General features: G+C 69.9%; 7 protein-coding genes and 3 pseudogenes. 6 read left to right on the top strand and 4 right to left on the bottom strand.

Annotated features, from left to right (window positions below):
- Positions 1-85 precede the first annotated feature (85 nt).
- Positions 86-1,483 (bottom strand): hypothetical protein, encoded by a 1,398-nt coding sequence (locus ACIA8N_RS34140; protein ID WP_365786189.1) that lies wholly within the window; start codon positions 1,481-1,483, stop codon positions 86-88.
- 273 nt (positions 1,484-1,756) lie between these two features.
- Between ACIA8N_RS34140 and ACIA8N_RS34135 the strand changes: the two are divergent.
- Positions 1,757-2,607, top strand: a pseudogene (locus ACIA8N_RS34135) (IS5 family transposase).
- A gap of 12 nt (positions 2,608-2,619) precedes the next feature.
- Here ACIA8N_RS34135 and ACIA8N_RS34130 read toward each other — a convergent pair.
- Positions 2,620-2,829: a hypothetical protein gene (locus tag ACIA8N_RS34130; protein ID WP_399416872.1), complete on the bottom strand. Its 210-nt coding sequence runs from the start codon at positions 2,827-2,829 to the stop codon at positions 2,620-2,622.
- 221 nt (positions 2,830-3,050) lie between these two features.
- Positions 3,051-3,863 carry a hypothetical protein gene (locus ACIA8N_RS34125; protein WP_365786185.1) on the bottom strand — a complete coding sequence of 271 codons (813 nt, stop codon included), beginning with the start codon at positions 3,861-3,863 and terminating at the stop codon, positions 3,051-3,053.
- An 852-nt stretch (positions 3,864-4,715) separates the two neighbouring features.
- Between ACIA8N_RS34125 and ACIA8N_RS34120 the strand changes: the two genes are divergently transcribed.
- From ACIA8N_RS34120 to ACIA8N_RS34110, 3 genes are all read left to right on the top strand, one after another.
- Positions 4,716-5,603, top strand: coding sequence for an SDR family NAD(P)-dependent oxidoreductase (locus ACIA8N_RS34120; protein WP_365786183.1), 888 nt, complete (start codon positions 4,716-4,718; stop codon positions 5,601-5,603).
- 222 nt (positions 5,604-5,825) lie between these two features.
- On the top strand, positions 5,826-6,620 hold the full coding sequence (locus ACIA8N_RS34115; protein ID WP_365786181.1) for an alpha/beta fold hydrolase: 795 nt from the start codon (positions 5,826-5,828) through the stop codon (positions 6,618-6,620).
- A gap of 126 nt (positions 6,621-6,746) precedes the next feature.
- Positions 6,747-7,328, top strand: a complete 582-nt coding sequence (locus tag ACIA8N_RS34110) for a TetR/AcrR family transcriptional regulator (protein WP_365786089.1) — start codon at positions 6,747-6,749, stop codon at positions 7,326-7,328.
- A 217-nt stretch (positions 7,329-7,545) separates the two neighbouring features.
- Here ACIA8N_RS34110 and ACIA8N_RS34105 read toward each other — a convergent pair.
- Positions 7,546-10,365, bottom strand: a pseudogene (locus tag ACIA8N_RS34105) (Tn3 family transposase); the annotation flags it as partial.
- 645 nt (positions 10,366-11,010) lie between these two features.
- Between ACIA8N_RS34105 and ACIA8N_RS34100 the strand changes: the two are divergent.
- Together ACIA8N_RS34100 and ACIA8N_RS34095 are read left to right on the top strand one after the other, a co-directional pair.
- A complete protein-coding gene (locus ACIA8N_RS34100; protein ID WP_365786091.1) occupies positions 11,011-11,544 on the top strand; it encodes a hypothetical protein in 534 nt (177 codons plus the stop codon).
- 483 nt (positions 11,545-12,027) lie between these two features.
- Positions 12,028-13,080: pseudogene (locus ACIA8N_RS34095) on the top strand (ISAs1 family transposase); the annotation flags it as partial.
- Positions 13,081-13,110: the final 30 nt, after the last annotated feature.

The following is a 13,110-nucleotide window of genomic DNA, read 5'->3' as shown; positions in this document are numbered from 1 at the left end:
TGCCGCTGCGGTCGGCGGCACCGGCACACACCGGTGGTGGCGCGGGAGGTCGAGGTACCGGCGCGTGGGCGGGGTGCCGCGTCGGTCAGAGGGACTGGCTGTGGCGAGGGCGGGCGCGATGACTGCGTGGGCGGTCGGGCCCGGGCAGCACACGGCCCGGGCCCGGGCCGTACAGGTCCGTCCGGTAGAGCCCGTACGCGATCCGCCGCCGGGCGGCCGACTCCAGCGCGTCCCGCAACGCGCCGTTGCGCAGCGCGGCGCCGGGACCGAGCAGGCCCTCCACGACGGCCAGCGCGCCCGCGGTGTCGCCGTGGTCCAGGCGTTCCCGGACGCCGGTGAGGCAGTCCGGCCTCCGATGGGCCTCGTCGATGGCCCGCAAGCAGGGGAGCGGAGGGCCGCCGAGCGCGACCAGCAGCTCCTCCCGCCGGATCTCGTCGGGGCCGTGGTCGAGCGGAGCCAGTACGCCATCGGAGAGGCCGATCCGGTGCGGAACCCCCCGGCAGTCCACCAGGCGGGGCCGCCCGGGCGGGTCCGCCGCCGGGGCCGGTCCCGCGGGCGGATGACCGGGGGCGAGGGCCGCGGCCACCAGAGGATGCAGCCGCCCCGCCTCGACGAGCCCGGCGCGCAGCAACTCCAGGTCGGGCAGCACCCAGGTCGCGGCGTCGGGCAGCGTGGGCAGCGCGCCCGGTGCCGCCGGGGAGAGAACCGGGACGGCCGAGACCGGTCCACCGCCCGGCGATACGTCGAGCACCAGCTGCCGGCGGGCTCCGAGCCGTACCCTGACCCGTCCGGAGTCCCGTCCCTCCGCCCTGAGCAGGATCCCGGCCTCCGCCGCCCAGCGGTCGACGGCATGGCCGGTCGCCTCCTCGTCCGGCCGCGGCGGATCCCCGGACGGCGCGGTGTCGGCCCCGGAGCGGCTCCGCAGCTCGTCGCTGCGGGTCGCGTCCCAGAGATGGCGGTGCAGATCCAGGCGGTACCGCCGGCTCGGGCGCGGATGCGGATGTCGCCGCTCGTCGCCGGCGGAACGGGATCCGTCCCACAGCGCGAGACTCATCCGCTGGCCGGCGTCCGCCCACGCGGGCGCGGTCCGCACCACGAGGTAGAGCGGTGGGGACGGGGCGTCCCCGGGGGGTGCGGTGTCCGAGTCGTCCTGCCCGCAGGGCCCGTAGCGGGCCAGCGGCACGGTGAGGCCCGGGCGCAGGACTCCGTCGGGAGCGATCCGCGGCATGTGCCAGCGCAGCAGGTCGGGAGCGAGTCGGCGTAGGTCCGCCCTGACGAGGGCGGCGCGTTCCCGCCCGTACGTGCGGGCGGCGGAGCGCAGGTCGAGATCGACGTCGACGCCCGCTGCGGCGCAGGCGCCCGACCAGTCACCGACGGCGCGGCGGAGGCCAGCGGTCTCGATCATGGAGGGCGGCACGGCGAACTCGCGCACGCGCAGCCAGAGGGAAAGGCGGGTATCGCCGTTCGCGGGGGGAGTAAGCATCAGCACTCACCTTGCGCGGACGGGACCCCCGATCTGATAGCAGAGTAGGTCGTCATCACGATGATCATATCGAGTGGTGCGCGGCGGGGCCAGGTGTTTTCTCGGGGGACGCCGGAGCCGGATGGTCCGCCCCATCCTCGCCCCACCGGCCAGTCGGCGCGCGAGCTGGCGGGGCGGCCGACAGCCCTCGCCGGACGGCCCTGCGCTCCGGCCGGCAGGGCCTCTTTCCGTTGCAGTACTAGGGCGTTTCTTTCCGATCATCGGATCGTTGGTCTGGTCGTGCCATTGACCGACGCGCAGTGGGCGCGGATAGAGCCGTTGCTGCCTGATCGGACGCCGCGACGGGGCGGTCGGTGGCGTGATCACCGCCAGGTGATCGATGCGATCGCCTGGAAGTTCCAGACCGGGTCTCAGAGGGTGCACCTCCCCGCCGAGTACGGCTCGTGGAAGGGCGTCTATACGAGGTTGAGGAACTGGGCCATCGATGGCAACTGGGAACGTGTCTTCACCGCGCTGCTCGCTCAAGCGGATGCCGACGGTGACCTGGACTGGGTCGTCGCGGTCGACTCCACGATCGTGCGCGTCCACCAGAACGGCGCCGGGGCCCGCAAAAAAGGGCTCCGGCTGGTGAGCCCGCCGACCACGCGATTGGACGATCGCGTGGCGGGTTGACCACGAAGGTCCATCTCGCCGCTGACAGCCGCTGTCGTCCGTTGTGCTTCGTGCTCACGCCCGGCCAGGCCGGAGATGCGCCGGCGTTCGAGGACGTGATGGCTGCCATCCGGGTCCCGCGTCGAATTGGTAGGCCCAGGATCAGGCCCCTTCGCGGTGCTGGCGGACAAGGCATACTCGTCGCGAGCCATCCGGGACCATCTGCGACGACGCGGAGTGCGGGCTGTGATCCCGCAGCCTGCCGACCAGATCGCCAACCGCAAACGCAAGGGACGCGGCGGCGGGCGCCCGCCCGGATTAACCGCGATGCCTACAAGCAACGCAACACCGTCGAACGCTGCATTAACCGCCTCAAGCAATGGCGCGGCCTGGCCACCCGCTACGAGAAGACCGCCACCGTCTACCGTGCCGGTCTCCTCATCGCGGGCATCTTCCTTTGGTCCGCCCGCTGAAGAACAGGCAGCTCACGACCGGAGGCACTCTCCCTGCTGATCGAAGCACACCAGGCCGTGCTCGCGGGCCAGTGCAGCGGCGTACTCGGATACTTCCTCGGCTTTGCCGTAGGACATGAGCAGGTACACGATCGGGCCCGATGCCTCGTCGATGACTGGGGTCGACGTCCACACGACACTGTGGTCGACGTCGTCCGGGTATCGCGCGACGAGGGCTTCCACGTACGCCACGATGCGCGGTGCCGGAGGCACGGCGACATCGTCCGACTACAGGTAACGCTCGTAGAGCTCGTCATACGTCGAGCTCGCGGCACGGTTGTCGGATGGACGGTCGCCGTCCCACACAGCAAGGTCGTAGCTCACAGGCGCATCGTCGCAGGCAACACTTTCGCCGCCCCCAGCAGGTCCTGCGATCTCTCTGTCAGTGATCCGTAAGAGAGCTCCTAGCCCGCGGCGTCGGCTTCGGCGTGCCGGGCCTCCATCGCGGCGATCACCCGCTGGCGGGCCAGCCGCCGGGCCTGCTTGAGCTTCGAGTCGGCCAGCAGGAGGGGCGCGAACCAGATCCAGCCCCACATGCTGTAGGAAACGGTCCCGCTCAGCACTAGGGCCTTGTTGGTGGCGAAGACCAGCACAGAAGTAGTGGCATACGCGGCCACCCGGTGGCGGACCATGAGCCGGAGCGGGGCCTGCCACGGGCCGGCCAGCAGGTCCAGCGCGGCCGCGACTTCGGCGGCCCGCAGGTCTTCCGGATGGGCGGGCGCCTGGCCGCCCCGCTCCAGCGCTTCAGCAACATCCGCGCTGTGGGACGTCAGAGTCGCTCGATCGGTCCGCGCGGCAGCCGTCCTCTCCCGTACGTCCTGCCAGTAGCCTCGCCCGGCCCAGTCGAGCGCGGCCTCCACCCGTGCCGCCTCGGGCGACCCCGCGGGCGCCAGTTCCGCGATCCGCTCCTTGAGCCGATCCACCCGAGCGACGCGACCGGGATACGTCCACGCGTCGGCCCGCAGGCACAGTTCCAGGTAGGAGACGAGCAGTCCGAGGTCGTCCGGCCACTCCGCCAGCCCCGTCTTGTAAGCCTTCTCCGCCTCGGCATCGTGGTCGTCCTCGTCCTCCGCCGCGTGGGCGAGGCCGAGCCACCGGTAGAGCACCGGATCGGGTCCGAGTTCCCCCAGACCGGATTCGGCCACCTTCCGGGCCTTCGCGAACCCGCCCACTGCGAAGAGCTCCTCGCAGCGGTCGGCGTATTCCTCATGTGTCATGCTTCCCGCCCCAGTCGATCAGGAGATCCACTTTCAGCCACACGAACCCGCTGGTCAAGGCACCCTGGCAGGATCCCGCGGCTCAGGCCTCACCCCTGCTGCCGCCCGCTTCGACGCACCTGTCATCGCCGTTACAAGCGGCTCCCGTTCTCACGCGTGGAGCCACTGGGCGCTGCTGCTGTGAGGAGACGAAGGCCACATAGCTGCCAGTGAGCCTTTTCCAACCTGGCGCGTATGGGGGCGTGAGCCGCCAGCAGATGGTCTCCAGAGTCCTCGGCCGGCTGCGGAGCCCTGGTCAGAAGCCCGCGCCAACTGCGGGGACCCGACGGGCACCAGGGCCCTGAACAGTGCGGATGCCAGGTTGGAAAAGGCTCATCATCTGGCCTCGAACATGATCGACCGGACAGGTCCTAAGGGGCCGGAGTGGAGTGGACGACGGTGGCGGCCAACCAGGTGCTGGCGTTGCCGTGGTGGTCGATGAGGGGGCGAGCGCGCGCACCAGCTGAGTGCTGCCGGTGGCGGCAGGCGACACACCTTTGCTTGCGCGGAGAGCACTGCTCGGTCTTGTGGACGGTCACGGAATTCCCCAGGGACGTGGTCACGGAATTCCCCAAGTGTCCGCCGTGGGCGCTGACTGAAGGATGACCGCGTCTTCCCGCTTGGGGCCGGCGCGAAGACCTCGGCAGCGGCCAGCGTCTGTGCCCGGTGTGGGTGCGAGGGGCTTGCGCTCCCAGAGCGTTCCATGGCGGCCATGCTGCCTCCAAGCTAACCGGATAGGTCATCCGAATATGTGCTAGCGTCATCTCCATCAAACGGATGACCTATCCGTTTTTACTTGGGGTGGAGGAGCGCATGAGAAAAGCTGTAGTCACTGCCGGGACGGCCGGAATCGGGTTGGAGACGGCCCTCGGGCTGGCCGACGCCGGGTTCGCGGTCACCGTGGTCGGACGTAACGCCGACCGGGGCGCCCGGGCAGTCGACCGGATCAACGCGACGAACCCCTCCCATCCCGGACGGTTCCTGCCCGCCGACCTCTCCTCGCTCAACCAGGTGCGTGCGCTGGCCGACCGGATCGCAGCCGAGCACGCCACCTCCGGTGACCCCTTGAGCGTGCTGGTCAACAACGTCGGGGCGATGTTCCCGGAGCGACAGACCCTGGACGGGATAGAAGCGTCGTTCCTCGTCAACCACCTCTCGCCGTACCTGCTGACGGAACTGCTCCTGCCCACGCTGACGGCCGGTTCGCCGAGCAGGATCGTGAACGTGACCTCGGGCGCGGTCGGGGTCGCGAAGCAGGTGTTCGACGCCGTCGAGCCGCCCGGCGGCTACTACGGCTTCCACTGGTACGGCCGCGCCAAGCTCGCCAACCTCGCCTACACCCTCGACCTTGCCGCGCGGCTGGACGGCACGGGCGTATCGGTCTTCGCCGCCGACCCCGGAGGCGCCGCGACCGACATGACCAACGGCACCCTGACCGACCCGAAGATCGTCTCTCCCGCCCTGCGACTGCTGTGGCCGCTGGTGCGCCGCAAGTTCGAACGGTCCACGTCCGGCCCGGCGTCCGCGGCAGCCAGGCCATCGATCGTCGCCGCCACCGACGACGCGCTGATCGGCAAGACGGGAGTCGTCATCGGTCCCCAAGCGCGCCCCGTCGCCCCGTTCCGCCCGGCCACCGACCGCCGCGTCGCCGAAGCAGTGCGCCGGCTCAGCGAAGCCCACGCTCCCGCCGCGGTCAGGTAGGCGCTACGCCTGCGCCGGTGGACATCGGACCCGCCCGCCCCGACCCCACGATGCCGGCCCAGCACCACCGGCAACCAGCGGGTCGAGCCCTCGCGCACCCTTGCGGCTCCACGCCCCGCACCGCCGTCACGCAGACGCGCAAAGCCTGCTGCCGCCGGTCACTGAAGAACGAACGCCGCACATAGTCACCCCTGCACACCTTCGTCAGATGAGGACACGTCCATGACCAACTCAGTCCCGAACGCCCATGCCCGCACCGTCCACGGCTCCGGCCCCGGTCTCCTCCTCGCCCACGGCGCGGGCGGCGGGATCGAGGCCAACTACGGGCCGATCATGGAGGGACTCGCCGCGCAGCACACCGTCGTGGGGGTCGACTACCCAGGCTCAGGAAAGAATCCCACCACCTCCACGCCCCTGGAGCTCGACGCGCTGGCGGACCAGCTCGTCGCCGCAGCAGACGCCGAGGGGCTCGACACCTTCGCCGTCTGCGGCTACTCGCTGGGCGGCCCGGTCGCGATCCGTGCTGCGGCCCGCCACCCGGAACGCGTCACCTCCCTCATCCTGACCGCCACGTTCGCCCGTCTGGACACCCGTACCGAGCTGGCCGCTGCAATCTGGCACCAGCTCTACGAGTCCGGACAGCACCTCCTGCTCGCCCAGTACCTGACCCAGCTGACCGTGAGCGCGCCGGTGCTGAACTCCCTGACCTCGGAGCAGGTGCGCGCCGCCGCCGAGCAGGCCGCCCCTGCGCTGCCGCAGGGCACCGGGGCCCAGGTCGACCTGGTCCGCCGCGCCGACGTGCGCTCAGACCTCGCCCTGATCACCGTCCCGACCCTCATCGTTGTCACCACCGCCGACAACCTGGTACCCACTGCCCTCCAGTACCAACTGTCTGAGGCCATTCCCGGCGCGCGGACCGCCGAGCTCGCCACCGGGCACCTGCCCTTCCTGGAGCGGCCCAAGGAGTGGCTGGAGATCATCACCGGCTTCCTCGGCCGACGGCAGGACCGGGGCTGAAAGACCTCGCGGGCGGGGGGGGCGCCCCGCCCCCCCGCCACAGCGCCGACCTCCCAGCCAGGAACGACTGCGTATGATCGAACGCCGAACACACATGACGGGACACTCGACAGAGACTGGCCACACATGACGACCACACAGCTACGCAAGGACGCTGCCCGCAACTGGGACCGGATCGTCGCCATCGCTCGCGTCCTGGTCGACCAGGGCGTCACCCTGCAGCTCAACGATGTCGCCCGCCGTGCTGGACTCGGGGTCGGCACCGTCTACCGGCACTTCGCCACCCCCGAGGCGCTGCTGGAGACCGTGGCCACCCCCTGCCTGGAAGCCCTGGCCGCCCACGGCGAACAGGCGCTGGCCGACACCGATCCCGGGCGCGCACTCGAAGGCTTCCTGACGCGGACCCTCGACGCGCAGATCACCGACGCCTCCCTGGCCCTGGTCACCGCCGCACCGACCGACGCCCTCCCACGCACCACGGAGCTCAGGCAGTCGCTGACAACGACCGGCACCGAACTCCTCAACCGGGCCCGCGAGGCCGCAGCGGTCCGTCCCGATCTGTCCGCTGCCGATCTCGTCCCGCTGATGTGCGGCATCGCCCACGCCGTCACCGTCCACGGCGGCACTCCTGCCGACCGGATCAACACAGCACACCGCTACCTCGCCACACTGCTCGGCGGTCTGCGAGCCACCCCGTCGAGCACATGACACGCCTCTCGCCACCGCGGTGATCCCCGGCATCCAGCTCCGCCGCCTGATACCTGCACCGCCACTTTGCCCGGCTCGGATGGCATCGCCCAGGGGAAGATCACGAACAACTGCTCGACCCGGCTTCGATCTTTTCGATCCACATCCTCGACCGCCATCCCCCTGGGGAACCGTGACCACATGGGTGGGGAATTCCGTGACGCGAAACAGGCCGAAGGTGGGGAATTGCATGACCGTCGACATGCCGTGACTCCTGGACGGTGAGCTGGCGGTTCATCTGCCGCCGGTAGGTGTCGTCCACCGGGTCGACCACCCGCAGCAGGTGCAGGGTCTTGGCGATCCGCCCGTACTCCATGAACGCCTGCCCGAGCGGGGTCGGGCGGCCCTCGCGGCCGAACATCCGCAGCAGGTCGTAGGCACGCACCTGGCCGGTCACCAGGGAGCCTGCCACCCGCAGCATGTCCGGCCAGTGCACGGTCACCTTGCCCAGGTTGACCTTGTTGCGGGCCAGCGGTTCCAGCGGGCCGTACCCGTCGGTGGCCACCCCGGGCCGCTCCGCGCGCCAGAACCGCTGGTCGGCCAGGTCCCGGAACCGCGGGGAGAAGTTGTAGCCGAGCATCGAGAACAGCCCGAACACCATGTCGGAGTACGAGGCGTTGTCGGTCGCCACCATCTCCGGCCGTACCCCGCCGTCCAGGTTCAGCAGGGTGTCCAGGATGAACAGCGAGTCGCGCGGGGTGCCGGGCACCACCATCTGCCCGATGCCCGCGACCTGGTCGTTCACCGCGTTCAGCCAGGTGATCCCGCGCTTGAAGTGGTAGTACTTCGGCGACGCGCCCGAGCTGATCGTCCGCTTCGGCACCACGAACCGCAGCCCGTCCACCGAGGCCAGCAGCCCCTCGCCCCAGTGCGCGACGATCGGCACCCGCCCCTGGGCCCGGATCAGCTCCGCGTTCGCCGCGGCGATGGTGTCGGCCCGTAGGTAGTACTGGTCGACGTGCACCAGCCGGGCCCGGGTCAGGGCCTCCTCGCCTGCGTCGATCACCGGGGTGTACCCGATGTTGCACGCCTCGGCGACCAGCAGCGCCACCAGCGACGTCTTCAGATTCTCCATCCGGGTGCGGCCGTCCCCCAGGTGCACAAAGGCGTCCAGGAACCCGGTCCAGGAGTCGACCTCGAACAGCAGGTCCGGCAGGTCGATCTTCGGGAGCATCGCCGCGGTGGTCCGGCGCAGCCACCGCAGCGACTTCGGCTCGCCGAGCGCGCCGAGCCGGTCCACGTTGAGCTTCAACCGGCCGCCGGGCTGGACCTCGAAGGAGAGCTTTGCGTCCTGCCCGGCCTCCTCCAGCCGCTCGGCCATCAGCTGCCAGGCCGCGTCCAGCGCCCGCACCCGTCCGGCCAGGTGCTCGGCCACCGGCTCCTCCAGGCTCAGCCCGTGCAGCATGTCCGCCTGCACCGCCTCCCACTGCGCACCGTCCAGCAGGCGCGCCCGCGGGTCGGCCCAGCGGTTCGACGGGGAGGCGAACACATCCCGGCGTCCGAGCGCCTTGTGCAGCTGCTCCAGCACGCACACCGCGTAGGCGTCGCGGTCCACCGCGCCCACCGGCAGATCGGGGTTGGAGAACACCGCCTTCTTCCACGCCGGCGGCACCAGCTTCTGGTCGATCTCCCGGGGCAGCAGCGGCTTCGCCTTCACCTTGCGCCTCGCCAGCGCGGGCAGGCGCTTCACCGCCTCCAGTACCCGCCTGCCGCCGGAGGCCGCCCCGAGCGCGCTCGACTCGCCGAGCAGGGACAGGAACGGGCGCACCGTGCTGTAGCGGCCGGCGAGCTGGCGGCGCATCTCCGCCTCGGACTCGTCGTCGCCCGGCGGCAGCAGCTCGTCCAGCAGCCGCACCGCCGCCTCGACCTCGGCGCGCGGACCCACCTCGGCCTCCAGCGCCCGGAACATCGCCGCCGCGTCCAGGTCGGCGCCGACCTCGGCGACCAGGTCCAGCTGCTCGGACCACAACTGATACACCGCCTGCACCGTGCGCGACGCCTTCGCCAGCCGGGGCCGGGACGCTAGCCACTCCTTGTCCGTGGCCCGCTTCGCCACGTTCAGCAGCTTCACCTGCATCAACAGCGCGAACACGTCCAGCGCGTCGTCGATCGCCGACGCCTCCAGGTGCCGCACCACCGAGGTCAGCAGCGCGGTGCGGCGCGGCTCCTTGGCTCGTTCCAGGATCGGCGCCTTCGAGCCCAGCCCGACCCGGGCCAGCGTCGCCAGCCGGTTCGGCGGCACCTTGTCCAGCTTCACCCGGCCCAGATGGAAGGCGGAGATCTCGTCCACCCTCTCCAGCGCCTTGGCCATGCCGGTGCCGGTCGTGCGCGTCGGCGGCCGGCGCAGCCGCTCCAGTTCCGAGATCCGCTTGCCCTCCGGCACCTGCAGCAGCGCCACCAGGTCCGCAGGCAGCGAGCGGTCCGCCCGCCGGGCGGCGTTGGCCACCGTGGAGTACAGGCGCCGCTCCGCGACCGTCCGGACCTCCGCCACCTGCCGCGCCAGCGCCGACACCCCAGGCAGCAGCACCCGGTTGCGCCGCAGCCACCCCACCGCCTGGTTGAACAGCGCCACCGGCCCCTCAGCGTGCGTCCACGCCCGCCCGTGCAGGAAGGTGCGGAACCGCCGGCCCCACGCCGCGTCCTCGAACTGGTGGTAGCCGTAGGCGTCCCGGATCTCCCAGGCGTGCTCGTAGGCCGTCATCTGCCGCTCGGTGTACCGCTTCACCACCGAGGGGTCCTCCACGCCCAGGTGCTCTGCCACGTACGCCGCCACCGACCACGGCACGTCCAGCGGGTCCTCCAGGAAGAGCCCCAGGTACCGGACCGTGCACATCTGCAGCGCGAAGCCCAGACGGTTGTGATCACCCCGCCGTTTCCCGATCAGCCGCCGGTCCACGTCATCGAGGTAGAAGAACCTCTCCATCTCCGGGCGCGTCGGCTCCTCAACGAACCGTCCGTACGCACCGGCCTGCTCATCCGTCAGAAACTCCACCGGCACGCGGCGGACGGTATCCACCAGCCCATCACCTCATGCGATCTTCGACCGAAGTCGAGCGGGCCGGGCGATCGCTGTGCTAGCGAGCAAGATCGTTCCTTACCGCTAACCGCGGCCTGATTGATCCCCGAGGCCGGATCCACACCGAGCTGCGGAGAGTGTGCGGCGGTCCGCCGAGCGCGGAGGCGACGGCCGGGCAGATCCAGGACCGGATCAAGAAGGTCCAGGAGTGGGCCACCCGGATGCGGTGATCCGGGCGGCCCCGACAGGGCCCCGGTGCGTGCGCGGTGCGATCCGCGTGGGCACCGGGGCCTCGGTGTCATCCGGGCGGGGCGTCGGGAACCTTGGCGGGGAGCTCGGCCTGTTCGGCGCAGCCGAGCTCCTTGGCCAGGGGGCGGGACGCGGCGTTCGACCCGACACTGCACTACCATGAGTTATTGCTCATCTGCGTTACGTTACCAACGGCAAGATGTCGGAACGCCCTGATCAGGCAGATCCGACCACAGATCCCGCCCACTGCGTCGCCTCACCCGCACTCCGTCACCGTCAACCTCAATATTCCCTCAAGTTGCTTATGAGGCGCCGGAGTTCACGCATAGCTTGACGTGCGCACCACAGATTTAGCACCCCAGTACCAGGAGGACATGCGTGAAGCGCCTTGTCAGTACCACCATCTCCGCCGCCCTGATCGGCGCCGGGCTCGTGGCCGGGGCGGCGGCCCCCGCCTCGGCGAGGCCGCACTGCGACGACACGACGCAGTACTCGATCGGTAACAAGAAGACCGTCTGGCGTACCACTCAGGTGCACAGCGACTGGGCGAAGCCCGGTGTGACCATTTCGTACGCCAAGAACAAGACCGGTTCCGTGACCGCGACGGGGACTGCGACCCTCGGCGCCGAGGCCGGCGTCGTCTTCTCCAAGGCGTCCGCCTCCTTCAGCGTCTCTGTCGGCAAGACCTGGTCCAAGTCGGACACCTGGACCTACTCCGCAAAGGTCGAGAAGAAGGCGGGCAAGTCCCGTGGCCGGTTGATGATGTACCACCAGGCCAAAGGCTTCAGCGTGACCAAGTGGCGGTGGGTACCCTCGGCCACTTCCTGCAAGAAGAAGGTCTATTGGAAGAAGAGCAACATCGTGGCTCCGGTGAAGAAGAACAGCAACCTGTGGGGCATCCAGTACGCGTAGCCCTCGCCGGTGCAGTGCGGACCGGCATAGACGGAGGGTGACGGTCCGCCTTCCCTGCCCCGCAAGTCGCCGAAGACGCCCTGGAACCACTCGGTCCCAGGGCGCCTTTTGGTGCACGCAGTGATCTGCGAGGTGGCGCGCGCGAGGGGCGCGGGCACCGGGGCAGGTAGATGTTTCGGAGATCTATTGCCGGTGAGTTAACAATCATTCACGTGTGATGCACGGAGCGTTGCCGCCGAGTAGTCCGAGCCGAGTAGTCCGACATGAACGCGCATAGATGTCCGCGTTCCGGACGGTCCTGCGTTGACCGGCGGTTATGTCGCGCCGCTCCAGGGGAGACCGGATTCTGGACGAGGTCTTCCGCTGAGCGGACCAGGGCTTGCGTAAGTTCCCGGGATCATCCAACTGGCGTGAGGATGCCGCAGGTTGGTGTGGATGGCAGAGCGGACGCGGGATCCGTGATCATTCAGTTGTCTAAGCCGAGTGATCAAGAAGGTTCCCGTGTCCGCCGTGTCATCATCCCCGATCCCCTCCGTGCTGACCAAGCTGGGCCCCCTTAATCTGGACGACACGGCTGGCCTGCGTGTCTTCCTGGAAGCGGTGCCCGATCCGCGCTCGAAGCGGGGCCGCTGGTACTCGTTGACCTCGATCCTGTTGGTCTGCGCGGCAGCTGCGGTCTCCGGAGCCCGGACCATCGACGAGCTCGCCGAGTGGGGCGCCCGCGCCGATGCCGGGCTGCTCGCCACGCTCGGCGTACGCCGTCATCTGCTGCACTGGCGGCACGCGCCCTCCAGGTCGGCGATCGGGCGGGTCCTCGAGCGTCTCGACGCCGACGCACTCGACGCGGCCGTGGGAACCTGGCTGGCCCACCGCCACACCGCCACGACCGCAGCAGCTCCGGACAGGCGACGGGTGATCGCCGTCGACGGCAAGGCACTGCGCGGCTCCGCCCGCCTTGACCAGCCCCGCCGGCACCTACTGTCCGCCGTCACCCACGGCCGCCCCATCACCCTGGCCCAGGCCGAGGTCGGGGCCAAAACCAACGAGACGCGGCACTTCCAGCCCCTGCTTCTGCCGCTCGATCTGGACGGAGACGTGATCACCTTCGACGCGCTGCACTCCGTGAAGACCAACGTCACTTGGCTGGTGGAAGCCAAGAAGGCGCACTACGTGGCCGTGATCAAGCCCAACCAGCCCAGCGCCTGGGCCCAGTTGGACGCTCTGGACTGGCACGCGGTGGCCATCCAGCACACCACCTCGAACAAGGGGCACGGCCGTCACGAGTCCCGCTCGATCAAGACTCTCGCCATCGCCGACAACCTCGGCGGCATCGCCTTCCCCCACGCGAAACTCGCCCTCCGCGTCCACCGCCGCCGCAAAGTGACCGGCAAGAAGGAAACCCGCGAGACCGTCTACGCGGTCACCAGCCTCGACGCCCACCAGGCGAAACCGGCCGAACTCGCCTCCCACCTGCGCGGACACTGGATCGTGGAAGCCCAGCACCACATCCGCGACCGGACCTTCGCCGAAGACGCCTCAACTGTCCACGCCGGCAACGCACCCCAC

Source organism: Streptomyces sp. NPDC051822 (genome assembly GCF_044452745.1).
Taxonomy (GTDB): Bacteria; Actinomycetota; Actinomycetes; order Streptomycetales; family Streptomycetaceae; genus Streptomyces.
This window is presented reverse-complemented; position numbering and strand designations above follow the sequence as displayed.